24 protein-coding genes and 1 riboswitch are annotated in these 25,248 nt (G+C 43.8%); of the genes, 11 read left to right on the top strand and 13 right to left on the bottom strand.

Going from position 1 to position 25,248, the window contains the following annotated elements; translation table 11 throughout:
* Positions 1–83: 83 nt before the first annotated feature.
* Positions 84–1,631 (bottom strand): arylsulfatase, encoded by a 1,548-nt coding sequence (locus tag AB6E30_RS15090; RefSeq protein ID WP_017060009.1) that lies wholly within the window; start codon positions 1,629–1,631, stop codon positions 84–86.
* Between the two features lie 346 nt (positions 1,632–1,977).
* Here AB6E30_RS15090 and AB6E30_RS15085 point away from each other — a divergent pair, with 346 nt between their 5' ends.
* Positions 1,978–3,540, top strand: coding sequence for an arylsulfatase (locus tag AB6E30_RS15085; protein WP_372104175.1), 1,563 nt, complete (start codon positions 1,978–1,980; stop codon positions 3,538–3,540).
* A gap of 293 nt (positions 3,541–3,833) precedes the next feature.
* Complete coding sequence (locus AB6E30_RS15080; protein WP_102320967.1) at positions 3,834–4,499, top strand: DUF2057 family protein; 666 nt, start codon at positions 3,834–3,836, stop codon at positions 4,497–4,499.
* Positions 4,500–4,678: 179 nt separating this feature from the next.
* Here AB6E30_RS15080 and AB6E30_RS15075 read toward each other — a convergent pair whose 3' ends face one another.
* The 3 genes from AB6E30_RS15075 to AB6E30_RS15065 all read right to left on the bottom strand — a co-directional run bounded on the left by AB6E30_RS15075 (position 4,679) and on the right by AB6E30_RS15065 (position 7,611).
* Positions 4,679–5,701, bottom strand: coding sequence for an adenosine deaminase (locus AB6E30_RS15075; RefSeq protein WP_372104172.1), 1,023 nt, complete (start codon positions 5,699–5,701; stop codon positions 4,679–4,681).
* A gap of 90 nt (positions 5,702–5,791) precedes the next feature.
* A riboswitch (purine riboswitch) is annotated at positions 5,792–5,891 on the bottom strand.
* 75 nt (positions 5,892–5,966) lie between these two features.
* The gene (locus AB6E30_RS15070; RefSeq protein WP_372104169.1) at positions 5,967–6,461 is read right to left on the bottom strand and encodes a GNAT family N-acetyltransferase; all 495 of its coding nucleotides are present in this window, start codon (positions 6,459–6,461) and stop codon (positions 5,967–5,969) included.
* 166 nt (positions 6,462–6,627) lie between these two features.
* Positions 6,628–7,611 carry a DUF2860 family protein gene (locus AB6E30_RS15065; RefSeq protein ID WP_372104166.1) on the bottom strand — a complete coding sequence of 328 codons (984 nt, stop codon included), beginning with the start codon at positions 7,609–7,611 and terminating at the stop codon, positions 6,628–6,630.
* 204 nt (positions 7,612–7,815) lie between these two features.
* Here AB6E30_RS15065 and AB6E30_RS15060 point away from each other — a divergent pair, with 204 nt between their 5' ends.
* Positions 7,816–8,313, top strand: a complete 498-nt coding sequence (locus AB6E30_RS15060; protein ID WP_017064709.1) for a fasciclin domain-containing protein — start codon at positions 7,816–7,818, stop codon at positions 8,311–8,313.
* Positions 8,314–8,440: 127 nt separating this feature from the next.
* Here AB6E30_RS15060 and AB6E30_RS15055 read toward each other — a convergent pair whose 3' ends face one another.
* The 6 genes from AB6E30_RS15055 to AB6E30_RS15030 all read right to left on the bottom strand — a co-directional run bounded on the left by AB6E30_RS15055 (position 8,441) and on the right by AB6E30_RS15030 (position 11,676).
* Positions 8,441–8,737: a hypothetical protein gene (locus AB6E30_RS15055; RefSeq protein WP_017064710.1), complete on the bottom strand. Its 297-nt coding sequence runs from the start codon at positions 8,735–8,737 to the stop codon at positions 8,441–8,443.
* 131 nt (positions 8,738–8,868) lie between these two features.
* A complete protein-coding gene (locus AB6E30_RS15050) occupies positions 8,869–9,126 on the bottom strand; it encodes a hypothetical protein (RefSeq protein WP_017060020.1) in 258 nt (85 codons plus the stop codon).
* A gap of 165 nt (positions 9,127–9,291) precedes the next feature.
* Positions 9,292–9,774 (bottom strand): GNAT family N-acetyltransferase, encoded by a 483-nt coding sequence (locus AB6E30_RS15045; RefSeq protein WP_372104163.1) that lies wholly within the window; start codon positions 9,772–9,774, stop codon positions 9,292–9,294.
* Between the two features lie 98 nt (positions 9,775–9,872).
* Entirely contained in the window at positions 9,873–10,187 is a 315-nt protein-coding gene (locus AB6E30_RS15040) for a cupin domain-containing protein (RefSeq protein WP_017060022.1), read from the bottom strand.
* Between the two features lie 61 nt (positions 10,188–10,248).
* Positions 10,249–10,752 carry a YgjV family protein gene (locus AB6E30_RS15035; RefSeq protein WP_017071337.1) on the bottom strand — a complete coding sequence of 168 codons (504 nt, stop codon included), beginning with the start codon at positions 10,750–10,752 and terminating at the stop codon, positions 10,249–10,251.
* A gap of 123 nt (positions 10,753–10,875) precedes the next feature.
* On the bottom strand, positions 10,876–11,676 hold the full coding sequence (locus tag AB6E30_RS15030; RefSeq protein WP_065584627.1) for a PhzF family phenazine biosynthesis protein: 801 nt from the start codon (positions 11,674–11,676) through the stop codon (positions 10,876–10,878).
* A gap of 575 nt (positions 11,677–12,251) precedes the next feature.
* On the opposite strand from AB6E30_RS15030, the gene AB6E30_RS15025 reads away from it, so the two are divergent.
* Together AB6E30_RS15025 and AB6E30_RS15020 are read left to right on the top strand one after the other, a co-directional pair.
* The gene (locus tag AB6E30_RS15025; protein ID WP_372104160.1) at positions 12,252–13,283 is read left to right on the top strand and encodes a PotD/PotF family extracellular solute-binding protein; all 1,032 of its coding nucleotides are present in this window, start codon (positions 12,252–12,254) and stop codon (positions 13,281–13,283) included.
* Positions 13,284–13,286: 3 nt separating this feature from the next.
* On the top strand, positions 13,287–15,719 hold the full coding sequence (locus AB6E30_RS15020; protein WP_372104157.1) for a putative bifunctional diguanylate cyclase/phosphodiesterase: 2,433 nt from the start codon (positions 13,287–13,289) through the stop codon (positions 15,717–15,719).
* A gap of 236 nt (positions 15,720–15,955) precedes the next feature.
* On the opposite strand, the gene AB6E30_RS15015 is transcribed toward AB6E30_RS15020, so the two are convergent.
* Both AB6E30_RS15015 and AB6E30_RS15010 read right to left on the bottom strand, forming a co-directional pair.
* The gene (locus tag AB6E30_RS15015; protein ID WP_017069848.1) at positions 15,956–16,981 is read right to left on the bottom strand and encodes a GGDEF domain-containing protein; all 1,026 of its coding nucleotides are present in this window, start codon (positions 16,979–16,981) and stop codon (positions 15,956–15,958) included.
* A 9-nt stretch (positions 16,982–16,990) separates the two neighbouring features.
* Positions 16,991–17,446: a hypothetical protein gene (locus AB6E30_RS15010; protein WP_017069847.1), complete on the bottom strand. Its 456-nt coding sequence runs from the start codon at positions 17,444–17,446 to the stop codon at positions 16,991–16,993.
* A 462-nt stretch (positions 17,447–17,908) separates the two neighbouring features.
* Between AB6E30_RS15010 and AB6E30_RS15005 the strand changes: the two genes are divergently transcribed.
* The 6 genes from AB6E30_RS15005 to AB6E30_RS14980 all read left to right on the top strand — a co-directional run bounded on the left by AB6E30_RS15005 (position 17,909) and on the right by AB6E30_RS14980 (position 23,471).
* Positions 17,909–18,283 carry a cytochrome c gene (locus AB6E30_RS15005; RefSeq protein ID WP_029235248.1) on the top strand — a complete coding sequence of 125 codons (375 nt, stop codon included), beginning with the start codon at positions 17,909–17,911 and terminating at the stop codon, positions 18,281–18,283.
* Between the two features lie 37 nt (positions 18,284–18,320).
* Positions 18,321–19,745: a cytochrome-c oxidase, cbb3-type subunit I gene (gene ccoN, locus AB6E30_RS15000; RefSeq protein ID WP_017069846.1), complete on the top strand. Its 1,425-nt coding sequence runs from the start codon at positions 18,321–18,323 to the stop codon at positions 19,743–19,745.
* Entirely contained in the window at positions 19,746–20,360 is a 615-nt protein-coding gene (locus tag AB6E30_RS14995) for a cbb3-type cytochrome c oxidase subunit II (protein WP_017064719.1), read from the top strand.
* Positions 20,357–22,513, top strand: coding sequence for a cytochrome c (locus AB6E30_RS14990; RefSeq protein WP_102393760.1), 2,157 nt, complete (start codon positions 20,357–20,359; stop codon positions 22,511–22,513). Before AB6E30_RS14995 ends, AB6E30_RS14990 begins: the two co-directional genes overlap by 4 nt.
* A 265-nt stretch (positions 22,514–22,778) precedes the next feature.
* Complete coding sequence (locus AB6E30_RS14985; protein ID WP_004730426.1) at positions 22,779–23,006, top strand: PAS factor family protein; 228 nt, start codon at positions 22,779–22,781, stop codon at positions 23,004–23,006.
* Positions 23,007–23,288: 282 nt separating this feature from the next.
* Positions 23,289–23,471 (top strand): hypothetical protein, encoded by a 183-nt coding sequence (locus tag AB6E30_RS14980; RefSeq protein ID WP_004730424.1) that lies wholly within the window; start codon positions 23,289–23,291, stop codon positions 23,469–23,471.
* A 171-nt stretch (positions 23,472–23,642) separates the two neighbouring features.
* Here AB6E30_RS14980 and AB6E30_RS14975 read toward each other — a convergent pair whose 3' ends face one another.
* Positions 23,643–24,935, bottom strand: coding sequence for an alpha/beta fold hydrolase (locus AB6E30_RS14975; RefSeq protein ID WP_017064721.1), 1,293 nt, complete (start codon positions 24,933–24,935; stop codon positions 23,643–23,645).
* Positions 24,936–25,248 lie beyond the last annotated feature (313 nt).

Genomic DNA, 25,248 nt, shown 5'->3' with positions numbered 1-25,248 from the left:
ACCGGGATTTACTCATCGGTATGCGCATAAAAAAAGAGCTCCTAAGAGCTCTTCAATCTGTTCAGTTTCACTCAAACAATCACTTACTTGTTATGAGATTCCTGAAGTTTTTCCATTACCTGATCCAAGCTAAAGCTCGCGGCTTTTTGGCGTGGCGGGTATTCAGCAAAGGTTTCTAGGAACTTGCCGACATACGCCTGTGCTGGAACGAACATATAAGCATGGTCTAACAACCAATCGTAGTATGTATTCGATGTAATGTCTGCGTTTTCGTATGGGTCCATACGCAGGTTAAACAGCTTAGGAAGACGTAACGTCACGAACGGTTCAGCCCAAATTTGCATGGTACCCGTCGCACGCTGCTCCATGAACACCGCTTTCCATTGGTTGTAACGAAGCGCCGCTAAATCACCATCATCGGTAAAGTAGAAGATCTCCGAACGACGGCCTTTCTCTTCTTCACCCGTTAGGTAAGGAAGGAAGTTGTAACCATCTAAGTGAACCTTAAACGTTTTATCACCGGCAGTATGACCTTTGAGTAGTTTCTCTTTGATTTGGTCATCACCAGCGGCGGCAACGAAGGTTGGCATCCAGTCCATATGGTGCATAATTTCGTTAGATACGGTTCCTGGTTCAATCTTACCAGGCCAACGAACCATTGCTGGTACACGGTATGCGCCTTCCCAGTTGGTGTTTTTCTCACCACGGAACGGGGTTGTACCCGCATCAGGCCAAGAGTTCATGTGAGGGCCGTTATCCGTTGAGTAGAAAACAATCGTGTTGTCTTTGATACCCAACTCATCCACTTGCTTCAATAGTTGCCCAACGTGTCGATCGTGCTCAACCATACCATCAGCGTAGTTACCGACACCAGTTACGCCTTTACTGTCGGCTTTCACGTGCGTTCTAAAGTGCATACGTGTCGCGTTCCACCACACGAAGAATGGTTTGTCCGCTTTCACTGCGCGATCCATAAAATCAAGTGCCGCGTCTAGTGTTTCTTCATCAACCGTTTCCATACGCTTACGCGTCAGTGGACCGGTATCTTCAATCTTGCCATCAGCGAATGACTTAATGACACCACGAGGGCCAAATTTCTTACGAAACTCAGGATCGGTTGGGTAATCTTCATTCTCTGGTTCTTCTTCAGCATTTAGGTGGTAAAGGTTGCCAAAAAATTCGTCAAACCCGTGTGCTGTTGGAAGGAATTCATCTTTATCGCCAAGGTGGTTTTTACCAAATTGACCTGTCATGTAACCCATAGGTTTCAGCATTTCTGCGATTGTCGCGTCTTCTGCTTGTAAGCCAATGTCTGCGCCCGGCAAACCTACTTTACTCAAACCCGTTCGTAATACACTTTGTCCCGTGATAAAGGTAGAGCGACCCGCAGTACAAGATTGCTCTGCGTAATAGTCCGTAAACATCATCCCTTCTTTCGCGATGCTATCAATATTCGGGGTTTTGTAACCCATGAGACCGAAGGTGTATGCACTCACATTGGATTGACCAATATCGTCCCCCCAAATAACCAATATATTTGGCTTTTCAGCCGCAAAAGTGGCGCTGGACGCGGCCATCATCGCTGTACCCAAAATCGCTAATCGACGTTTAGCGCCATATTTCGCTGTCATAGAAACCTCTTCGTAAGTTATTTGCATCCTGCCCTACAACGTATAGTCCATTTTTTACACATGCGCGAGATTCCCTAAGCTATTAATCTTTTTGTCATTTTTATTGAGATACGGATACAGAAATCATCGATAAGGTTTACGCCAACAAACATGATAAGGATCACACATACAAACTAAGGCTTTATTCTACGTACCCACTAGAGCTGATATTAATCAATAGGTTACCTAAGCATCATAACGATTGGTTATAAGCACTATAAAAGGACGTAACGGAATTTTGAGAATAACATTTGCTCATCGATGCGTTGTTCTAACGCATTAATCTTAAAAGTGAATCGGAGTCCTTATGGGTACTAAAATTAATAAACTAGCATTAGGTGTTGGCTTATTAGCAGCTTCTTCAGCGGCAACAGCAGCAGAAAAACCAAACATTCTTGCTATCTGGGGTGATGACATTGGTGTATTCAACATCAGTGCATACAACAACGGTATGATGGGTTACGAAACACCTAACATCGACCGTATTGCTAACGAAGGCGCACTATTTACTGACCACTACGGTCAACAATCGTGTACTGCTGGTCGTGCTGCATTCCTAACAGGTCAAGAACCTTTCCGTACTGGTCTATTGACTATCGGCATGCCAGGTTCGGACCACGGTATCCCTGATTGGGCTCCAACGATCGCAGACCTTCTTAAAGAACAAGGCTACATGACAGCTCAGTTCGGTAAGAACCACATGGGTGACCAAGACAAACACCTTCCAACGAACCACGGTTTTGACCAGTTCTTCGGTAACCTGTACCACCTAAACGCCGAAGAAGAGCCAGAAACATATTACTACCCTAAAGACCCAGAGTTCCGTAAGAACTACGGCCCTCGTGGTGTAATCAAGTCTACTGCTGACGGTAAGATTGAAGATACTGGCCCAATGACGCGTAAGCGTATGGAGCATGCGGATGAAGAGTTCCTAGAAGAATCTCTAGCATTCATGGAAAAAGCGGTAAAAGCTGACAAACCATTCTTCATCTGGCACAACACCACTCGTATGCACGTGTGGACTCGCCTACAAGAGAAATACCAAGGTAAGTCAGGTATCAGTATTTATGCTGATGGTATGTTAGAGCATGATGACCATGTTGGTGTGCTTCTAGACAAGCTGGATAAACTAAAAATCGCTGACAACACTATCGTAATTTACTCTACCGATAACGGTGCTGAAACGGTTTCTTGGCCTGATGGCGGCGCAACTTACTTCCACGGTGAGAAAGGTACAACTTACGAAGGTGGTATGCGTGTGCCTCAGCTAGTTCGCTGGCCTGGGACTATCAAACCTGGAACTAAAATCAACGATATCATGGGCCACCAAGACTGGATTCCTACTCTACTAGCAGCCGCTGGTGATGATAAAGTGGTTGAGAAGCTAGCATCTGACAAAGGTGCAACTTACAACGGTAAAAACTGGCGCGTACACCTAGATGGTTACAACTTCCTGCCTTACTTCCAAGGTAAAGAAGAGAAAGGCCCTCGTGACAGCATGCTTTACTTCTCTGCTAACGCTGAGCTAAACGCAGTACGTTGGAATGACTTCAAGATTTCGTTTGCTGTGATGGATGGTAACATTGTGGATGCAGTTCGTTTCCAACCAAACTGGCCTCAAGTTGTTCACCTACGTGCTGACCCATTCGAGAAAGCACCGCACGAGTCTGGTATGTACCTACGCTGGATGGCAGACAACATGTGGTTATTCGTTCCAGTAGGAAATCAGGTTCAAGAGTTTATGACGACGCTACCAGATTACCCTATGCAGAATAGCCAAGTACTGAACCCAGGTAACTTCAACCAGAATGCTTACATGCTTCAAGGTAAACTTAAGCAACTAGAAGCAGCCGCAGCACAAGCTAAATAAGCTACTCTAGATTAAAAATGTAATAACGAAGCCGTGGTGACTGAATGCAGTGACCGCGGCTTTTTAGTATCCAATACAAATAACATAAGACGCGAACCGCCAACTAGTACAATTCACACCCAACCTACCCTCTCATTTTTCAAAAATAAAAACTCACACTAGTCAATGTGAACCTTAATATATGACCGTTGCGTTAAGATTTCGCAAATTTTTTCAAATCCTTATGACATGACTTGAATTGGAGTTCTTACCATGCGATTGTAGTTCAACTGCCCATAAACAACTGTATGATTATGAAAACATTAAAATCCATCGCGCTGCTTTCCACAATTATCGCAGCGCCACAAGTGTTAGCTGACGTAACAATTGAAGTTCCTTCTAGCGCAGATGCTTTAGTCGAAGTCTTAGCTGTAAATGAAGCTAAACCCGATCTTGACGGTGGTTTCTTCTCTTCGAGCAAAACGATCACCGTTCCAGATGGCGTAAACCAAATCGTTTTCAAATATCAACTGGCTTTCAGCCAAGGTAACGACCGAGAGTTTGTCGATAGCGATACCATTATTGCTACTTTTGATGCGACAGACACAGCATTGACGTTTGACATGCCTAAGTTCCGTAACACCAACGAAGCGAAAAAAGGCCTTCAAAACTTAGATTGGAAACTGGTTGATGAAAACCAAAATGCAATCAGTGTTAAGCAAGACAAACTTATCAAAGATGGCATGCAGATTGGTCGTAAGTACCCGCAAGAAGCGAAGGAGTACAACCAGAAAGGCGGCATCGCTGCACTTACAGTAGGTTCTAGCGCGGGCGTAGCAGCTGCTGTCGCACAACCGGTAACGCTTCCAACAAAGATTGACGGAAATGCAGCAAATACAGCTGAAGAGATGCTCTATTTCTGGTACGAAAAAGCGGATGCTGAAACCAAGCAGAAATTCAAAGACTACGTGAACAAGTAGCTCAATGAGCTTAATTTAAGAATGAAAGAAGCTGGCAAACTGCCAGCTTCTTTTTTGTCTTCATCTAGATGATTTAGGCTTATAGAGATTAAGCAGACTCAGTCGATAACACTTTACCATCCACTTTAGTTGGCCATCCTAGCGCTTTATACTCAGCTGCTAGTAAATGGGCACAGCGGCTAGAAATTCTGGTCAAAATCAGCTTTAGCTAAGTAACCTTGAACAAGCTCTCGATATTGCTGCTTCAATGGCGCTTCAATAAAGCTCGCGTCTATCGCATTCAAACTAAACAGCGCTAACTCCTGATGCGTCATCTCATGAGCTTTGCTCACCGCATTAAAGTTATCCGACATGTAACCACCAAAATAAGCAGGGTCATCCGAGTTAATCGTTACAGCCACACCCTTTCTGAGCAGTTCGACAATGTTGTGGTCTTCCATCACATCGAATACACGCAATTTAATATTCGACAGTGGGCACACCGTCAGTGGCATTTTGGTTTCAATCAGCTCTTCGATTAGAGCTTCGTCTGTCATGCACTGGACACCATGATCCACTCGACTCACGCTGAGCATTTCAATCGCATCGACAATGTTTTGAGCCGGCCCTTCTTCTCCTGCATGCGCCACCGTCAAGAAGCCCGCTTGTTTTGCTTGTTGGAATACACGCTTGAACTTCTCTGGTGGGTGTCCTAATTCAGAAGAGTCCAGTCCAACCCCGACGATCTTATCTTGATGCTTCAATACCTCTGCGAACGTTTGAAGGGCGCTCTCTTCAGATAAATGGCGCAGAAAACATGCGATGATTTGAGAGGTAATGCCCAACTCTTTATGACCCTGTTCAAGCGCACGATGAATGCCGTTAATAGCGGTGTCGAATGCAATGCCACGATCGGTATGTGTCTGAGGATCAAAGAAAATCTCAGTATGGATAACATTGTCGGCTTTACAGCGTTCTAGATAAGCCCATGTTAAGTCGTAGAAATCCTGTTCTGTGCGCAGTGCATCAGCACCTTGATAATAGATATCCAGAAATGACTGTAAATCATCAAATTCGTATGCGCGTCTTAGTTGCTCTGGGGATGAATAAGGCAGCTCAATGCCATTGCGTTGAGCAAGCTGGAAAAGTAACTCAGGTTCGAGCGAACCTTCAATGTGTAAATGCAACTCTACTTTTGGGAGCCCTTGAATAAATGCGTTCATATTTCACCTACTATGGATTTTAGGTGTGCACTTACTCTGAATAATAGACAGGAGGTTTTCTTGAACGCCATTACAAAGAGTAAGAACACAATTGTGATCTAAACCCTTCGTAATCAGCACTTTGCGGGAGCTGGTAGAGACCCCCAAACCATATCATTGGGGTTATACGAAGCAAACGGTTGCTACTATACAGAGTTTAATGGGAATTTCACTAATCAATTGCTCATTAACCGATTTCTAAAGCAGGAACCTGTTTGGTTCGATCTCAACGGTAATCTGGTCGTATTCTCGACATAAGCAACATATCGATGTACTTACCCGCTTTGAACGTACTGAGTCTTTTTGTGCCTTCTAACTGAAAGCCTACACGTTCATACAAAGCAATAGCGGCGTGGTTATCGGCATGAACCTCTAACTCAAGACGCACGAGATTAAGCCAGTTATCCGCCTGATTGATCGCTTCTTGCATTAACGCCTTACCGACCCCTTTACCATGCATATCCGGGTAAATAGCAATACCAAGACCAGCGCAGTGCCTGTCTCTTACCTTGGTGGTCATGAATAAAGTAATGTGACCCACTACTTTGCCGGAGACTTCCGCAACCAGAGTGAAATGGTCTGAATGACCAAACAGTCGCTCCACTTGTTCAGAACTAAGATAAGGCTTTTGTGAGGTGTTTTCTGAAACTGAAGGGCGGCGATAAATATCGAAAATATCTTGGCTATCCGTTGCTTCTAAATGTCTAATTTGTATTTCCAAAGCGCTTCCTTATCCTATTATTTCTATCCATAAGCTAATTTTCATATTACGGATAGCAACGGGAACCTACAACCTTTAAAGGTGTAAGTGCCCGAAATAATTAAACAAATAGTAAGACTGAACTTAAACTTCTGCTTTGATGAGTATTTTTAAAATAGTGTGAATATCAGAATTTATAATCCACACCCACACTCGCTAATACTTGCTCGGAGTTATAGAAATCGATATTAGAATCTATGCTTCTTAAACCCAGTAAAGTAATGAACGCCCAATCTTTATAGCCCATCAAACCACTAAACTCATAAGCTAAGAATGCACCGAATTCATTCTCTTCACGTACTTGCCCGTAAATTGGATTCGACTCATCATATTCACGATCACTTGCATCTAGGGTGACAACAAAACCATGACGACCGATTCTCTTCGCGTAGTTTAATTCAATACCATAACTATCGAAGCTGAGTGCTCCTCCTTCTGCGTCTGAGTGGAAATACACCATTGAAGGAACAAATAGACCTGCGTGGTTTGGTAAGATAAAGCGGTATCCTGCTTTGGCGTACACATAGGTTCTTTCCCTATCCAGCAGCACAGTATCTTCCGGAGATAAGCCTTGGCTACCAGATAGCTCTTCATCAACATCTGATTGCCCAAATGCGAGATCCGTTCGAAAACCAGTTCCACCGATATTAGTGAGCTGCAGTCGTCCTACATTACCTTTGACATCCGTTTCATTTCGATTAACGCCAACAGCATACGGATCCGTCCAAGCCTTACCCGAGATAAGCGTAGGAAGAACAGAAAAGTCTAATATAGTGCCACCAGAAAGTTGGTATCTATAACCGATCTCAAACGCGATGGTACCTGTTGCAATATCCTCTCGTGTCGTACCCGCATACACTTGGTGAGTCAGCGATTCGCCAAAAGTATATTGAACAGTACCCAAAAAGCCGAGTAGCCCTTGGTTTTCACTCTCCCCTTCCTGGGTGTTGGTGGCTTGATTCGAATCTTGTTCAGTACTCAAATTACTACTGTCAGAGTAGAAACCGGCCAATACACTGAAGTTACCGCTGAAGCCTTCACTTGGAGCAAGGCCGCTGTATGCAGGCATTGAAGCCAATGCAGAAAAGACTACTGGTAAAACAAACCTCATATTCACATCCATTACTTGAATAATCACCAAATAACTATAATCATCAAAATGGAATTATAACAAGCATTTAACAATATAAGTTTATTCGCTTGACGCTGTCGATATCGCTAACCATTCACTCAAAGACACAACAAATTGATCTATCACGATTGGGCTTTCGTAATACCTCTCGAAAATAACGGACAAAACTCAAAGGAAGACAATATGTTTAATAAATTAATCAAAACCATGTCAGTGCTAGTTGCGACGCTTCTTTTTACGGCTTTTGCTCACGCTGATCACCACGGAATGAAGAAAGATATCGTTGACGTGGCGGCTGAAAACGGCTCTTTCAACACCTTGGTAGCAGCGGTAAAAGCGGCAGGCTTAGTTGAAACATTGAAAGGTGACGGTCCCTTCACAGTGTTTGCGCCAACGGATGAAGCGTTCGCTGCGCTACCAGAAGGAACGGTTGATATGCTGTTGAAGCCAGAAAACAAAGACAAGCTGATTGCAGTACTGACCTATCATGTGGTGCCAGGGAAAATAATGGCGTCTGAAGTGATGAAACTTGATAGTGCCGTAACAGTGCAAGGCGAAGCGGTAATGGTAGGAATTGATCACGGCAACGTGATGGTCAACAAAGCGCAGGTCGTGATGGCAGATGTTGAAGCAAGCAATGGTGTCATCCATGTGATTGATGCTGTATTACTGCCTAAATAATAAAGATGAACACAAATCAAAGGTTCTTAGAGGGTGTGACAGGCTCACACCCTTTTGACGTTTAAATACCAAGTTAAGATCGGTATCAAACTAGCCGAACCTGCCTTTATATAAGCAAGAACCCGGATTACATAAACAAGCGCCCGAATATCAGAAAGGCCGCCATCGATACCACCTTCGTGAAGACCACTACCCAGATGCAGTCACCAATACTAGAGTGCGTCGCTTTCCCGAGTAGGAACACAAACAGAATCAACCCTAACACCCAACCTACTGTTGGAATCAATGACACCAGAGCAACGATAACAGCAATAGTAAGAAGGGATTTAAAATCTGCGACCACGAAAGACATTTTAGAGGCGATGTACATACAACATGCGGTGATTAATGCGTCCATCACAAACGCTAAAGCTTCAATACCCACTTTACTTCCTTCACTGATATTAGTTGAAGTGAATATTATCTCTAAAGAGATGATTTTTCTTGAATAAGAGAACAAAAAGCAGGTGAAAACTGTGTCAAAAATGAGATTACCGTTCGTCTGAAGGCATAGGTTTATTTGTTCGAGTCTTCTAAGCCTTTGACCAGTGCTCGCGACCGAGTCTGATTTGCTTTTTGATAGGCATCAAAGCCATCTTCGCGTTTACCTCCGAACAAACAAAGAAACGAGTTGATGACAAATGAAAAGAATGAGATGACGACAACAAAGAGAGGAAATAGCCCCGACACCCCAGCATCTAAGGCAAGAACGCCAACAGCGAAGGACAACATCGACACCAATGTATATAGTTTAGATCTACTCACATGACTCATGAACAACACTCCTTGTATTCATTCAATGTTTAGATTAGACAAATTATCTTGCACACAATTTGAACTCATCGACAATATCAATAGATCAGGAAAAGTTATCCTTAAAAAGGTTTTTTAATATTTCAAACTCGGTTTCTGTATCCCTAAGAACACGAGTCCGCCTATTCAGCTGCCTTGTCCATCTTCAACTATCTTTTCCATCACGTAATTGGTCAGCTTTACGCCACGCATTTCGACTTCCTGTTCATTTACTACCTTAAAGCCAAGGTGCTCATAAAAAGGCCTTGCGGTAATACTTACTTCAGAGAAATATCTCGATATACCACGAACTCGACCCACAGTGAAAACATGTTCCATCAACGCTTTCCCGACACCCTTCCCTTGATATTCGTGGTGACAGAAAAAGTGATCAATCAAGCCGTTGGGTTGCAGGTCAGTATAGCCAACAACGCAGCCATCGAGCTCAGCCACAAAGGGTTGTAACCCATTCATACGCTTTTGCCATAACGCAAAGTCAAAGCTACTGGGTGCCCAAGCTTCGACTTGCTGTTGAGAATAATCTCGAACATTCACGTTACGTACGGTATGAAAGAAGATCTCCCACAGTGCTTTGTCATCACTCGCTTGATAGTTTCGAATTCTAACCACAACATACTCCTTTTTATCTTAAGTCCTTTCTGAGGTGCAAATAAACAGCTGAATCAGCAAGCTTTATAACCTAACAGCCTCAGCTTTAGAGCAAGATATCAACGATAAAACACAGCGAGCCAGATCGTCACCGTATCTTTATCTGTGCCAATAACCTTGTGCTTTTCTCTCGCAGCAATATTGGTGTAATCCCCTTTAGACAAGGTAACAACGCGTCCATCTTCAAACTCGATGACGCCTTGACCTTCTATCACCATCACCCATTCATTCTCATCTTGATCATACCAACCCTCTTCCGGGGAGCTGTGTCCATGCGACAATATTCTTTCAATTCGAACACTGTCGTTGGCAATCAGGTCATTGAATATTTCATTGGGTATTGATGAAGGAACATCATTGTAAATGTTTGGCATCAAGCTCTCCTAGCTAGTATTGAATTGATTAATAATTTGGGCCTTAGCTTCAGTTGTAAACCTAAGCAGTGGCACTCTTTCTGAAGTAAAAACGGTAATAGCCCACCAAGTTACTGCAGATAAACAGCGCCTCCATAACAACCGCTGTTGGCGAACCAACTAAATAATTGTGAACCAACCAAAAGCTGGTTCCGATGATCATCAATTCTCTTAATCGACGGTCATCTTTATTGAAGGCAGCAAAGGTCTGAAATACGGAGGCAAAGCAACTCAATATGCTGGTCAGCCCTGAGTAAGTCACTGCGGTTGCGACCACCGACATCGAAGAAAACAAATATTTAAACTTAGACGAGGTAGAAAATACGCTCGTCAAATAGCGAATCGTGGCAATCGTCATTAAGCTCGCCGCTGTCCATTGTTCAAGAAGGATAAAGTGACTCGAAATAAGAACGCCAGCAAAGAACAGACAAGTGACGATTTTCTTCCTTTCCTTGAATTGGAATGACAGAAGATCAAAACAAATGGCTATCGCGACTAATACTTGGGAAAGATAAAAGGCAGACACGGTGATTCCTTCAATAATAACATTCCGCCCTAGCCGCTTCTTTCACGGTGAATAATCGAATAAAACATACTAGGCGGTTACAACAAAACAGAGCAAACAGCGCTCTAAAGCTTCTATAAAAATCTAAAGCTTCAACACACCACTAATCACAGTGGTCGCAGAGCCGATTAACTTTATTCGCCCATTAGCCAATAATTCAGTCGACATATAGCCACCACGACGAGACGCCTGATAAGCACTGAAACTGCTTTTGTTGAGCTTTTCTGCCCAGTGTTGCGTCAATGCGCAATGTGCCGAGCCAGTCACAGGATCTTCATTAACCCCAACCCAAGGTGCAAAGTAGCGAGAAACAAAATCAAGTTCCGTATTTGCTGCCAATGCTGTCACCACTACACCTCGCCCTTGAATACCTTTTAACGCATCAAAGTTTGGTGAAAGCTCCAATAACACTTGTTCGTTGGAAACTTCGATTAACTGCTTAGAGTCAAATTCTCTGAATGAAACTACTTGATGCGGATCTAAACCTAGGTGTTCAAGCAGCGTGAGGTTGGGTTCAGAACGCAATGATAGCTGTGTACTAGGAAAATCAAGCTCGATAGACGATTCACAAACGGCGGCAGATAATTCCCCAGATAAGGTGTTAAACACGACCTTATCACCTGTCTCAAGCAGTCCTTGTTCTTTCATCACATGAACCGTTGCCAGTGTGCCATGTCCACACAGCTTCACTTCGACTTCGGGAGTGAACCATTTAAGCGTCATAGTGTTAAGCGCGAGAAAAGCCGTTTCAGATACCGCCATCTCTTCAGCGATTGAAAACATTAACGACTCATCCAACGGCTCTTTGGAGATACAGACCCCGGCAGGGTTCCCTTTAAACGCTTGAGTTGTAAACGAATCTACTTGATATATCTCTAAATCCACAATGGCTCCTAAATGCACAACATTTCCCAAACCGGCAATCATGGCTCGTTGGGACATAACCTAGATATTGCTGCCCACAATAAGCACAATCACCTTGTGCTACAAGTCTTTAGCAACAACTTTATCGATACTTATTGAGAAACGAAACAAATGATAAACAAAACGTTATAGAAGTGTTTTTAGGGATAAAAGAACATTGAACATAAGAGTAAATCGCGATGGCAAAACAAAGGAATAACGACGATTAATACGAGCGAAAACCCGAAAAAGGTAATCACCGCATCATTATTTAATGCTTAATATTTGCATAATAACTTGTAATAATGGATATTATGATGAATATTAATTTAAATAATCCATTCACGGACAATAAACTGGAATACGTACTTGTGTTGAATACGATACGACGGAGTCATCCTTGCCTCACACGATAAAGGTTCGGTATCAAGTAGGAGTAGCAAGTTGCTATTTGCATGAAATGCATGAAGTTGAAGTTAAATTAAGTGCCTAAATTTGAATCATATCGCAAATTTTGGGCTACGATTTAGTTATCACGTACGAAAGGGAATCCGTCAGTGAAAGCGTTTTGCGTATCAATACTTGCGTCAACATCCTTTTTGGCTAGCCCTGTATTTGGCCAGCAGCATGATATTTATCTCTACAATTGGGATGAATTTTTATCTGACAGCGTCGTTACCCAGTTGAGTGATACCTACGGCATCTCACTAAAGCAGCAATATTTTTCTGACGAGTCCATTCGTGATGAAGTGCTATTGAGTGAACGACGAGGTGCGTTTGAATTGGTTGTCATTGAAAGTATGAAACTGAAAGCGCTGGCTAAACAGAACTTATTCCACAACCTGAGCGACTTGCAGCAATCCCTTTCAAGCAACTTTGACTCAAGATGGGTGGATGGGTGTGGCGAATATGGAATCCCCTACGCTTGGGGGACATCCGGCATCTTATACCGAAGCGGAAAAGTTGAGACTCCCAAGTCTTGGGGCGCTCTTCTAGACCCTGAAACCAAAACCAGCGGCCGAATCAGCATGTATTATGAGCCTACGGATTTGGTGAGTGCTGCGCTTCTGATGAATCAATTTGAGCCGTTTACCAACAACGAACAAGAACTTCGAGTCGCTTACAAAACGCTACAAGCACAGAAGCCTCACCTTGAAAATAATGAATACGTTGTCGATTATATTCGTCATCCCGAACACTTAGCCAACATCGACCTCGCCTACGGATACTCAGGTGACAGCTATGTGCTTAATGATGCCGAACCTGAGGCATCTTGGGCCTACACAGTGCCTCTAGAAGGAACAACCTTATGGTTAGAGTGTATGGCTGCAATTAACAACGGAGAGCGATCTCCACAGGCAACCACGATTCTCTCCTTCTTATCGCAACCCGAAATCGCCGCTCAAAACGCAATGGATTCATGGTTTGCAACGCCAAGTTCAAAAGCAAAAGCACTCACTTCTCAGGAGTATCAAAACGATCCCGAGCTTTTCCCGAATAAAGAAGTATTAGATCGCAGCTACCTTTATCAGCCGTTAGAACCGAGTAGCATTCAAATTCGCAATCGTATTGTCGACAGTTTGAGATAACTCATGCCAGTATTGAAGAAGCTCTATTTTGTACTTTTACCAACGCTGACATTTGTGCTCCTGATAGCAGGAATCGTGATGTACAACTTCGCATCAAATCATGCTAAGCACATGTATTTGGACAAGGTGCAATCTGATGTGAACACCGCTTTAGTCGCGGCGGAATACGAGCAGCTCGGCTTGTCCTTACTAGTTAAAGATATCGGTTCTTCGTTGCAGTTCCTCCGCTACATTCAAAATCCTGGCGACTACACGACTCTATCGCTATTGGAAAAACGAGTACTCCGAGTATTAAGCCAGAATCACGTCAATCAATTTGGGCAACGCAATGTTTATATCGTGGACCCTAAGTTCAAATTAACGCTTTCGACTCTCAGAGCCGATCCTTTCGAGGGGCTAAAGATCCCTGACAAGATTTACGAAAGAGTCTTCGATATATACACCTCGTTAATCAGCAAGAAGGAACTCTCCTACGAAGGCTTCTCTTATGTCTCGATCAGTGGAGAGCTCAGATACTCGTATGTTGCAGCAATTGACCCTTACCTCCTTCCTCAAGACAAACGTGCAAGTAACAGTTTAAATCGCTACATCTTGATTGCTGACGGACCTCTGATACAACTCTCTAGCTTATTAATCAAATACAATGACGATGACAATATTCAGTTCTTAATCGAGCCATCCTCTGACGCTGCCAACATCGGAAATACCCAATTCGTTATCAAATCAATTGAGCAAACCCAAGATAATATCAATGTGCAGATGACCAGCCGAAATCTCATCGCGCAAGTAAATATTCGAGAACAAAAGTTCAACCATGAGAAAGCCATCATCACTAAACAAACCTTGTTAGGTGGCTTTGGCACTCTCTTTACGATCATGTTGATCGTGCATTTAGTGGTGCGTTACCAACTTGTGCGCCCGCTTAAAGACTTACTTAAAGAGATATCGATCGGCGGGCTCAAACTTAGATACTTCAAACGCTCATCAGGGCAAAGTGAAATTGATGGTTTAAAGAACGCGTACATAGACTCATTAACAGAGTTGAAGTTCGAAGCCGAATTCGACCAACTCACCAAGCTAGCTAACCGACGCTCTTTCATCAGACACCTTGATGTACGACTAAAAAGCTCGATGAGCCCACACTGCTATGTGGTTTGTTGGGACATCATCGATTTTCGTAAAATTAACGATCTCTACGGGGCAAAAGTTGGTGATAATGTACTGATAAGCTTAGCTAAAGCACTGAAAGAGACACTACAAAACCAACAAGCCTCTTTGGGCTTTAGTTGCAGTGATTACTCTTTAGCCAGACTGGGAGGGAATCAGTTTATCGCGATCTTGGAGATGGGTAAGAACCAAGTGATAAACGAAGAAATTGAGAACATCAACAATACGCTGACCGGCACCACCTTCCTTGACTACTATGGGTTTCGATTATCACTCGCAACAGGTGTTTTACCGCTCGACACGCCAAAGTTCGATGAGATTTGGCACCGATGCATCGATGAAATGTTAGCTAATGCGAAGTCTCATAGTGATGGCGAAAGTCGTATTGTTTATGGCGAAGAGTTGTTACATACCTTGGAACGCCATGACGTTGTAGAGAAAAGACTCTTAGAGTGCTGCGAAAGTGACAACTTTGAACTTCGCTTTATGCCTATTTTTAACGCCAAGACACTTGAGATAGATGGCGCGGAGTGCCTGATTCGTTGCCCAGCCTTATTCGATATCGATGCGGGACCAGAAGAATTTATCCCAGTTGCAGAAAAGAGTAACCTTATTGCCAGGCTCGACATGTGGGTCATTGGCACCGCGATCAAAAGCTATAAAGAGCTTTCAGAACTTCATAAATACAAGGGCACTCTGTCAATTAATATCTCGGCGATGGAGCTCTACAACCGTAATTTTGCCGACAACATCCGTAAAGTACTCGAACGTTATCAAGTGCCACCTGGCAACATTATTATAGAGATTACCGAGACCAGTTACGTGAAAAGTACCAAGCTTACGGTGCAGACTATCGAGAGCCTCAGAAGCTTAGGTTTAAAGGTCTCCCTTGACGATTTTGGTACGGGCTACACAGCGTTTAACCAACTTCTCCACTACCCTGTGGATGAGCTCAAAATTGATAAGAGCTTTATCGATAACATGGTAGACGACAAGGCCGACCGCAAGATGGTCGAATCTATGGTTAACTTGGGCCACTCTTGTGACACGCTAGTCGTCGGAGAAGGTGTTGAGTCGATAGAACAGTATCATTACCTCAGAAAAGCCAACTGTAACCTAATACAAGGCTACTTCTTCAGTCAGCCACTCACTTATCTGGAATTCATCGAGTTTGTTCGAAACCATAACCCGCAAGCAATTTTAAACCCGCAGTCTGTTAGCAGTTCGAGATCTAACGAGCGAATCGTTGCACTCACTCAAAAGCAGTAACCTTAAACCTAAACCTAAACCTAAACCTCAAAGCCTCTCTTCCTATTCAAGCGCGGAAAGCCACTATAGCTATAACTAGTAGTAGAACTATCTTCATCAGAGCAGGAGCTCTCTATTGGCTGCACATTGAATGAGGAGGCAAATAAAGAATGGCAAAAGCCATGATAGTGAAGCGGGAGAATGGTGAGCGTACAGTCAACAAAACCTAATGATCTAACTTATCGCTGATGCGGGGATTAACTCTGCATCGTCGTTAGTAGCTCCATCATATCTTTAGAGCTGATGTTCTTCTTATGCCTGACTACAGCGTCAATCATCAATTCTAAATTCCCCGCAGAGATATAATCCTTAAGCACGTCATTGAATTTTTCCTGTATCTCATCACTTGTGTACAATTGCTCAGGAATGAAGAATAGAAACTGACTGCCACTACTACGAAACGAGATAGTACTTTCCGGTACCTTTGCCGTCAGGGACTTAGCAGCTGAACTCACCACCAAGTCTCCATATTCAAGTCCATACTTTTGGTTTATCTCACTAAGGTTTCTGATTCTTACAAAGTAAAGGTCGAAATTACCGTTTGTTGGATAGCTGTTCTTAACAAACTGCATGAGCGAGACTCGATTGCGAAAGCCAGTAATGAAGTCGGTAGAATGAAGTTTTCGTTTGATTGCAAAGTCGACGTAAAAAATCGCTCCTGTCACAAGCAGTAGCAACACCAGAAATACGCTGCTTATCTGATGCATCATCACCAACTTGTCGACCATTGTGGTGTTTTCTTCAATAACCGGGCTTTGAAGTCGAAACTTTTCGTTAATAAATTCGACCAGCGTGTTGTAACAAATATCAATTTTCTTCTGCAGTGATTCCTTAGGCAAAGCGCCTTGATTCACCAACTTAATTGAGGATTCTAACGACTTAAACTTTTCAAACTCTGCGGTAAAGTACGGTTTAAAGTTTGCTGAGCGAATAAAATTGGACGATTCAGTGCTGTTGATCAGAATATCAAAGCGACTCCAAGTAATGTCATATGCCAACCACAATTCATCATAATCGATCGTCTTTGCGTGGCTAACCATCAAGAAGTTTGCATACTCTTTGACGAGTTGAAAAACAAACCATGTGGCCTCATTTTGGCGGTTAGAAAAGCTCTTGTTGATGTCATTAATTCGAGTGACACTGTAGATATTGACGGATAGAACAACCACGGCCAAAGACAAAACAACGACTTTGATTGCGGCCATAGACAACAGCTTCTTCATAATTAGCCTCTACAGGTGAATATCACGAATCTGCCAAATCATCTTGGCATGGAAATCAGGGGTATTGGTTTCAGGGTTCGCAGAGATTGGGTAAATCAACCAAAACGGGCCTTTCTCTCTCACAGACATAAACTCCCCATTCTTTTTAATCGCAATGATGGGTTCATAGGTATCAAAATCTTCTTTGGGCACCGCAATTTTATAGTCATTCAATGCTACGAAAGTGACTTGTGATGATATCGGTAGATCCATATTTTCAAGCACCGTTTGTAACGTCACACCACTATAAACGGTCAGACCCTCGACCCAAGGCAAGGTGGTAGTAATTTCTTTTTGAGGAAGTGACAGGAGTTGCTCTCTACTAAAACCATGCTTTTGCCCGGAGTGGTCGAAAACCGTTAACTCTGAGGCTGCAAAAATCGAAAACGAGCAAAGCCAAAGCATCAACAAGAATACAGTTCTCATTCTAAACTCCATTTAAAAAGGTCACTAATTTGAGTCTAGTATAAATTGACCATTTAACTTGTACCGATACCACTCAGATTGATTGGTATCGCTTTATCCCTAATGCCCCTACACCTCGCTGTTTTTCAATAACTTCGCCGTTTCTCTGTCTCTTCCATCACCGCTCTCGTTCAGCACTCCCTACCCGCTTGACGTATTCCTTCTCAACCGTCTAGTAACAAAAACTCGTATTTTACTCTGCGTAAGTAAACCAATAAGCCCTATGAATACGTATGAAACAACAAAATTAACAATAAATATGAGTAAGTCAGTAGCGAGAATGCTGGTTGCTGCATAACCTTTAATCGAACGTAAGCAGCTTTAAGAGACTTAATAACGAGTTCCAGTCGTTTCTACTTCACCAGTTGATCTCGTGTATTGATCTTAGAAAGCTTACTCATTTCATAACCAAGGGAATCGAGAATGAGTTTGAATATAAAAAAATTTAACCCCATGGCGACACTTTCTACCCTAGTAATGACGCTGGTCATGTTTCCTGTTTCTGCTGAAGTTAATCAAGAACAATTCGAATTAGGTAAACAAAAAGCTAAAGTGTGTATGACCTGTCATGGCGCTGATGGCATCTCAACACAAGATCCCTACCCGAACCTTCGCGGTCAAAAAGTGGGTTATCTCATCTCTTCATTGAAAGATTACCAGACTCGAGAAAGAACCAGTGGCTTAGCGATTCTCATGCAACAACAAGCCGACACGCTCTCAGACCAAGACATCCGTGACATTTCCTATTTCTATTCTGTGCTCGGCAACGAAGCAGGCTCGCTCAGCGATTCAAATTAAGTCAGCGATTCAAAACCTCTAGGCAAGGAGCCTTGTTATGGAACAAGTGACAACGCAATACAGCATTAAGGTCGTGAAGTACTTCATCATTGCATCCTTAGTGTGGGCGATTGTAGGTATGATCATCGGCGTGATTCTCGCCGCGCAATTATATTGGCCAGTCTTAAACTTTGATTCTCAGTATTTCCAATTTGGTCGACTGCGTCCGCTACATACCTCTGGAGTAATTTACGGCTTCGTCGTGAATATCTTGATGGGGACGTCTTTGTACATTGCCCAGCGAACAGGCCATTGTGACTTGTTCAACAAAAGCCTTTCATGGATGGTATTTTGGGGCTGGCAATTCATCCTGTTACTTGCGGTCATTTCCTTACCCGCAGGCCACACTACCTCAAAAGAGTATGCGGAGCTTGAATGGCCAATCGACTTGATGATTGTGTTGGTTTGGGTGCTGTACGCGGTGTTGTTCTTTGGCACCCTTGCTAAACGAAAGGTCAGCCATATCTTTGTGGCTAACTGGTTCTTTGCTGCATTCATTATCGTCGTTGCAATGATTTTCATCGTGAACAACCTCGCGATGCCTGTGTTGGCGATGAAGTCCTACTCTGTGTTTGCAGGCGCTCAAGATGCGATTGTTCAATGGTGGTGGGGACATAATGCCGTCGGTTTCTTGCTGACCGCTGGTGTGATTGGTATGAACTACTATTTCATACCCAAAGCGGCGGATCGACCTATCTACTCGTACCGTTTGTCTGTGATCCATTTCTGGGGCTTGGTCGGCTTTTACACGTGGGCCGGAACGCACCATTTGGTTTATTCTTCTGTTCCCATCTGGATTCAGAACATCGGCATCGTTATGTCTTTGATCCTGTGGCTCCCTTCTTGGGCAGGCGCGTTCAATAGCGCAATGACCCTCCTACAAAATAAAGAAAAGCTGAAGTCCGACTACATTCTTTTATTCTTTTTCTCAGCGATTCTTTACTACTGCTTGGCAACATTCGAAGGTCCGCTACTCGCTATTCGCTGGTTCAACATGGTGGCACACAACACCGAATGGATCATCGGGCACGTACATTCCGCGGCTCTCGGATGGGTTGGGATGTCAGGGATAGCGGTTTTTTACTACTTCATTCCACGCTTATGGGGCCAAACCGATCTATGGTCACGACGACTGATTAAATGGCACTTTTGGCTTGCTCATGCTGGCGTCGCCATCTATGCAATAGCACTTTGGATCGCAGGCATCGGCGAGGGATATATGTGGCTCGCTCAAAATGAAAATGGCGAACTGATTTACAGTTTTGTAGAAGCTATGGACTTTAAAGCACCTTGGCTATTCATGCGTTTCTTTGGTGGCGCGCTGTTTGTACTTGGATTGTTCTTAATGGCTTTCAACTTGTACAAAACGGTTCGTATGCCCGTAACAAATGATGCTAAACACACTGTTAATGAAGGAGCTTAAATGATGAGTAAAGACTTTACACATTCAATCGTCATTTTAATTTTGACCACTGTTGTCGTGGCCTCCTTCTCTTTATTGGTCTGGGTAGTGCCAAGCATTGTCCGTGGCGATGATATTGCCAAAGGCAGCTTAGCGATGCCTCTCACACCGATTGAGTTAGCAGGCCGAGACATATACATCAGTGAAGGCTGCCATGTTTGTCACACACAAATGGTTCGCCCTCTAGAGCCAGAAGTGAAGCGTAATGGTCGCCCGAACCAAGAAGCAGACGATATCTATGAGTTTCCTAACTTGTGGGGCTCTAAACGTACTGGTCCTGACCTCACTAACTTAGGTAGAAAGTATTCTGACCAATGGCATGCTATTCACTTAATTGACCCTCGAAAAGTCGTACCGACCTCGATCATGCCCTCTTACCCGTGGCTATTTGAGCAGACTCTGACTGGCGATGATATTAGCGCCAAAATGGAAGTGTTACGTACCTTAGGTGTGCCTTATACCGATCAAGAAATTGGTGATGCCCGTTTGCAAGTAAGAGGCAAAACCAAAGGTGAAGCTCTGATTCGCTATTTACAAAGCCTGGGTAAAGATACGTCACAGGAGGTATCACAATGAGCACATTCTGGAATCTATGGGCGGTACTCTTAACCTTAATATTCTTTGTTCTGATGGTGTCTGTTGTCGTTAAATACTGGCGTAGCAATCACAAGGCCGATCACGACCACACCATTGGCACCTTTGATGGTATTGAAGAGAAAGATGCGCCTCCACCTAAGCTGTTATTTATCAGTTATGCAGTGGCATTTCTTTTGTCTGCGGGTTATTTGGTGCTCTACCCCGGGCTTGGAGAATGGGAAGGCTTAGTCGATTGGGAACAAAGCGACGATAAGCTCAGTTCACCATCCACCACTCTCAATGAGCAATTTGCACAAACCAGCGAAACCACGTTAGAGGGATTAGCTGCTGTCCCAGAGATCGTGAACAGCGGTAGGATTCTGTTCCAAACTCACTGTGCCGCTTGTCACCGAGATAATGCACAAGGTCAGAAACACTTCCCTAATCTTATCGACCAAGAATGGTTATACGGCGGCAGTGATGAAGCTGTGATCCATTCGATTGCCAAAGGGCGAAATGGAGCGATGCCGGGTTGGAGTGAAATCATGCGCCCAGACGAGGTGGCAAAAGTCTCCTACTATCTAGCCTCCCTCAACCAACGTCATACCGATGTGCCGGAGATTAAAGTCGAGCTCGGTAAAACCTTGTTCGTCCAATACTGTTCGTCTTGTCATGCCGATGGTGCTGTCGCTAACCCAGCGATTGGCGTACCTGATCTTTCCGATGATATCTGGCTTCACGGAGGGAGTATTGAAGAGATTCAGCACACCATCAATTACGGTTTGAACAACCTAATGCCTGCGTTTGATGAGCAGCTCAGTGAGAACGAGATACTCGCGCTTGGGGCTTATATCCGACACGCTGGTGACGTAGAGCAACAACGGCTCGCGAGTTTGAAAGCATCATCTGTTGAGCGCGGAGAGTATCTCGCTTATGCCGGTGACTGTGTGGCTTGTCATAGTGCAGAAGGTGGCGAACCCTTTGCTGGCGGCCTACCCTTTGTCACCCCCTTCGGCACCGTGTATTCAACCAACATAACGCCACACACTACCGAAGGTATTGGGACTTATGACTTCGATGATTTCCGAGCGGCGTTAGTCGCAGGTAAAGGCAAGAATGGTTACCTGTACCCTGCAATGCCTTACACCTCCTATCAATACCTCACCGACCAAGACATGGTGGATTTATGGGAATACATGCAGTCAATCACCGCCGTGCCGCGACGCAATGATGACAACAGCATGATGTTTCCATCCAATATTCGCTTAGGTTTGCTTGGCTGGAACATCGTATTCATGGATACCGACCCTATTGATTATGAAGTGCCAGAGGAACTCAAAGGAGAAATTGAGAATGTCGATAAGTGGCAACAAGGCAAATATTGGGTCGCAGGACTTGGTCACTGTTCGGAGTGCCATACACCTCGAAATATTGCCCAAGCACTGATACCAGAACGTATTTTCCAAGGTAACTTGATCGACGGTTGGAACGCGCCTGATATTACAGCCAATGAGCTCTATATCGATGGTTGGGATGAAGCAACACTCACAGACTTTTTACACACAGGACATTCAGACAAAGGCACCGCTTTTGCGGGTATGGCTGATGTAGTGAAAAACAGCCTAAGCTTGATGACGCGTGAAGATATTGAGTCGATGTCCTATTACCTACTCAGTGGGGACATCAACAACACCATTGCCAGTGATGCCGTTCAGTTACAGCCTAAAGGGTTTGATGAAGCTGCGTATGCCAGTGAAATCTACACCACGTATCGTCAAACCTGTGGGGCCTGTCATGGTGACGATGGTAAAGGTCGCGATCCAATCGCCCCTACTCTGTTGAACAACGGTATTATCATGCACAGCGACCCATTCAATACCATTGCGGTAACGGTGCGCGGCTTGCAACCCACCTATCTCGACAAAGACAGAAATTTCATGCCAATGGCAAGTTTTGAGGATGTACTGTCGGATCAACGCTTAGCTGAGTTAATCACGTTTGTGCGTTTAAACCTTGGCGACAGAAATGAACCGGTCACGGCTGAGCATGTTCGAGAGGTAAGAGAAACACTTGAAGCAGCAGGCTATGCAGGTGGATTACACACCACGCCTGAAATGTACGAAAATCGAGATAAGAACATTAACATACGATAGGCGCTGTAGCTGTGCGTAGCCGATTGGCTCAATAAACAGCGAACAGCACGTAACTTTTATCTTTGCTAACAAGCCAAAAGGAGACCACTGTGTCTCCTTTTCTTTTGCCCAAACCCGAGTTCCGACACTTTGCCGTACAACACAATTGTAACTAACTGATTACACAATTAAGCAGAGCTGCACATAATGCGATCAATCTCGCAGAACAAAGATGATACCAAGTGCATAATATGCAAAATTTTCTAAAGATGTACTAAGGACAGTTATGGATACAACTACACTCATCTACGATACGTTGGAAGGCCTATCGAGCGCAAAGCCACAGCAACACGCTCAAATCCGCCAAAATCTATATAACCAATTAGATTTATCATTTGAGAAGCAGTTGGCTTTGTATTCATCAGTTCTTGGTCCAGCAAGTGCTGGTAGATTGACCGATTTGGATAGTGCAGTGATGTCTGCACGCAAGATTGTTGGCTTAGAAAACAGCTAAGCAACCTTTAACCTATCTCAACTTTAACGCTGCCATTGTGCAGCGTTTTTTTATGGACGCTATTTACGATAAGTAAGGTTGGTTACGATAAATGCTGTTAGTTGCGATAAATACGGTTAGTTGCGATAAACGCGGTTAAGAAGATAAGTGCAGTTAGGTCTGTTTTTCAAGTTACACGCATTCTCATTTGGTTAATCTTATGTTCCATTTTTAACAGGTGTGTAACCACAATAATGGCGCTAATGTTAGTAGCACGTTAACCACACATCGGATGGAAGAATCATGAGAGTACTTATTGAATATACACAAACAGGCAAATACCGTGATCATGCGTGGGAAGCATTAACGATTCGTTCAAAAGGCGAAATTCAAGCTGTAACTCCCTCTTATGCGGCTCAGCTTATCGAACAGAACCGCGCCAGCTTATCGACCACTGAAAATCAAGATATCGTCATCCAACCTTAATGGCTTCAAGGGCTACCCCTCCTAGTTCCTTAAATCGAATAGTTCGATGACATAAAAAAACGCTGCATGGGTGCAGCGTTTTCTTGTTTCTGGCGTATCGTATTTCTAACGTAGATAGTTTCTAAAGTAGAAAGCTTCTAACGCATCTTGTTTCTAGTGCAAATAGCTTGATTACTTTGGCAGATTTTCTAACGCTTCAACCATCGTCATCAATTTATCGACAATCCTTTCGCCGTCTACTCGCAAGCCATTGTGTTCATATTCATTGGTGATCCACGCTTTCGAGTTAGGAATGTTCGCCAATGTTTCACGGCTGTAATCCAACTCAACGTACATGTCATCGGCGTAAACGGCACACGCCATTGGCACTGTATTCTTGCTCAACTGCTCTGCGTTGTACAAAGTGCCCCAGTCCGACTTTTCAGCCAACATGTTCGCGGCTTCACGCAGTGGCTTCAGCGTTTCAAGTTGGTCGAACATCCATGGGTACACCATTTCACCAGTAAACCAGAACTCACTGCCCGATTGGTAGTTGAAGTGTGGGTACTGCTCACGAACACGATGTGCAGACCAGTTAGACGCTGTACCTTGACAGTAAATCGATTCATGCAAGATTGCGTAAATTGGGTTAGTTAAGTAACCCTGCTCTTGCTGCATTTGATTTAGGAAGCTGTAGCTCAGCTGTCTGTTACCGTTCACTTCAACAAACGCACTCTCCAATGTGAAATACATCGGCAGATTCGCTTCTCCACCACCAAGGTTAATACCAATCAGCTGGAACTGTTCAACTGTAAACACCTGACCGTTTGGCAGTCTCACATCGTTGTTGAGCAGGTAATCAGAGATCTCGCGACACATAGCTTGTGCTTGTGGGAACTGAGCAAAGAAGGCTCTGTTTTTATCTTCGACACGCTTGTAAGTCGCACGATAAACATCGTCAGCTTCGCGTTCAATAGAAGGAATACCGCCCGTCACGTAGCAACGTTGCAAGCTCTGTGGGAACAGTGACAAATAGCTCAGTGTACAGAAGCCACCAAAGCTTTGACCAATCGTCGACCATTGCTTAATACCAAACTGTTCACGAATCGCTTCAGCGTCACGAACGATGTTATCCGCTCTGAAATGCGTTAAGTATTCGACTTGTTGTTCTGGAGACAAATGCGCCAAAGTTTCATGGCTGATAACCGTGCTGTTGCCAGTACCACGTTGGTCTAGAAGCAGAACACGGTAGTTTTGTAATGCACGCTTTAGCCAACCCGATTGACCACTCACCCGTGGAGAAGGAAAACCTGGGCCGCCTTGAAAGTAGATCAACCACGGCAGCTCTTGCTCATCTTTAGCGAGATCAACCAGCTCACGTGCGAAGACTTGGATCTGTTGTCCATCTTTGGCTTGATAATCAAGTGGCAACTCGAAAGAGTGCTGACGGTACAGGGTGGTTCCATCAATAAAGTTAGCTTGCACGCTTCATTCCTTTTTATCTGATTCTAAAGTCATTGGTACGAATAAAAATGGCACCCTTTGGCACCGTAGTTAGCAAGATACGCATACTAGCTTGTAAATGAAACCGTTTGTTGAACCTGAATGTGAAGGTACTTCATTAAATCGCCAAATTAGCTTTATACGCGTAACAACTTGTGTCAAAACAGAGAGTTTAAGATGTGATCTATTGAGAAGAAGAACAAAAGTGGGACACAAATAAAAAGAGCTTAACGAGGTGAGGATACGTTAAGCTCTTTGGTTTTATCTGTTGTAAATGAGGTTTTTAGGTTGAACA

The organism is Vibrio sp. 10N.247.311.12 (assembly GCF_041467515.1).
GTDB classification, from domain to species: domain Bacteria; phylum Pseudomonadota; class Gammaproteobacteria; order Enterobacterales; family Vibrionaceae; genus Vibrio; species Vibrio crassostreae_C.
Note: the sequence above shows the minus strand (reverse complement) of the source record. Positions and strands in the feature narration are given on the sequence as shown.

Excerpts from the sequence above, each read along its gene's own strand:
- AB6E30_RS15065 (WP_372104166.1), bottom strand. The coding sequence starts at position 7,611 with ATGAGGTTTGTTTTACCAGTAGTCTTTTCTGCATTGGCTTCAATGCCT.
- AB6E30_RS15090 (WP_017060009.1), bottom strand. The coding sequence starts at position 1,631 with ATGACAGCGAAATATGGCGCTAAACGTCGATTAGCGATTTTGGGTACA.
- AB6E30_RS14985 (WP_004730426.1), top strand. The coding sequence starts at position 22,779 with ATGGATACAACTACACTCATCTACGATACGTTGGAAGGCCTATCGAGC.
- AB6E30_RS15085 (WP_372104175.1), top strand. The coding sequence starts at position 1,978 with ATGGGTACTAAAATTAATAAACTAGCATTAGGTGTTGGCTTATTAGCA.
- AB6E30_RS15040 (WP_017060022.1), bottom strand. The coding sequence starts at position 10,187 with ATGCCAAACATTTACAATGATGTTCCTTCATCAATACCCAATGAAATA.
- AB6E30_RS15020 (WP_372104157.1), top strand. The coding sequence starts at position 13,287 with ATGCCAGTATTGAAGAAGCTCTATTTTGTACTTTTACCAACGCTGACA.
- AB6E30_RS14995 (WP_017064719.1), top strand. The coding sequence starts at position 19,746 with ATGATGAGTAAAGACTTTACACATTCAATCGTCATTTTAATTTTGACC.
- AB6E30_RS15080 (WP_102320967.1), top strand. The coding sequence starts at position 3,834 with ATGAAAACATTAAAATCCATCGCGCTGCTTTCCACAATTATCGCAGCG.
- AB6E30_RS15005 (WP_029235248.1), top strand. The coding sequence starts at position 17,909 with ATGAGTTTGAATATAAAAAAATTTAACCCCATGGCGACACTTTCTACC.
- AB6E30_RS15060 (WP_017064709.1), top strand. The coding sequence starts at position 7,816 with ATGTTTAATAAATTAATCAAAACCATGTCAGTGCTAGTTGCGACGCTT.
- AB6E30_RS15050 (WP_017060020.1), bottom strand. The coding sequence starts at position 9,126 with ATGAGTCATGTGAGTAGATCTAAACTATATACATTGGTGTCGATGTTG.
- AB6E30_RS14990 (WP_102393760.1), top strand. The coding sequence starts at position 20,357 with ATGAGCACATTCTGGAATCTATGGGCGGTACTCTTAACCTTAATATTC.
- AB6E30_RS15015 (WP_017069848.1), bottom strand. The coding sequence starts at position 16,981 with ATGAAGAAGCTGTTGTCTATGGCCGCAATCAAAGTCGTTGTTTTGTCT.
- AB6E30_RS15010 (WP_017069847.1), bottom strand. The coding sequence starts at position 17,446 with ATGAGAACTGTATTCTTGTTGATGCTTTGGCTTTGCTCGTTTTCGATT.
- ccoN (WP_017069846.1), top strand. The coding sequence starts at position 18,321 with ATGGAACAAGTGACAACGCAATACAGCATTAAGGTCGTGAAGTACTTC.
- AB6E30_RS15075 (WP_372104172.1), bottom strand. The coding sequence starts at position 5,701 with ATGAACGCATTTATTCAAGGGCTCCCAAAAGTAGAGTTGCATTTACAC.
- AB6E30_RS14980 (WP_004730424.1), top strand. The coding sequence starts at position 23,289 with ATGAGAGTACTTATTGAATATACACAAACAGGCAAATACCGTGATCAT.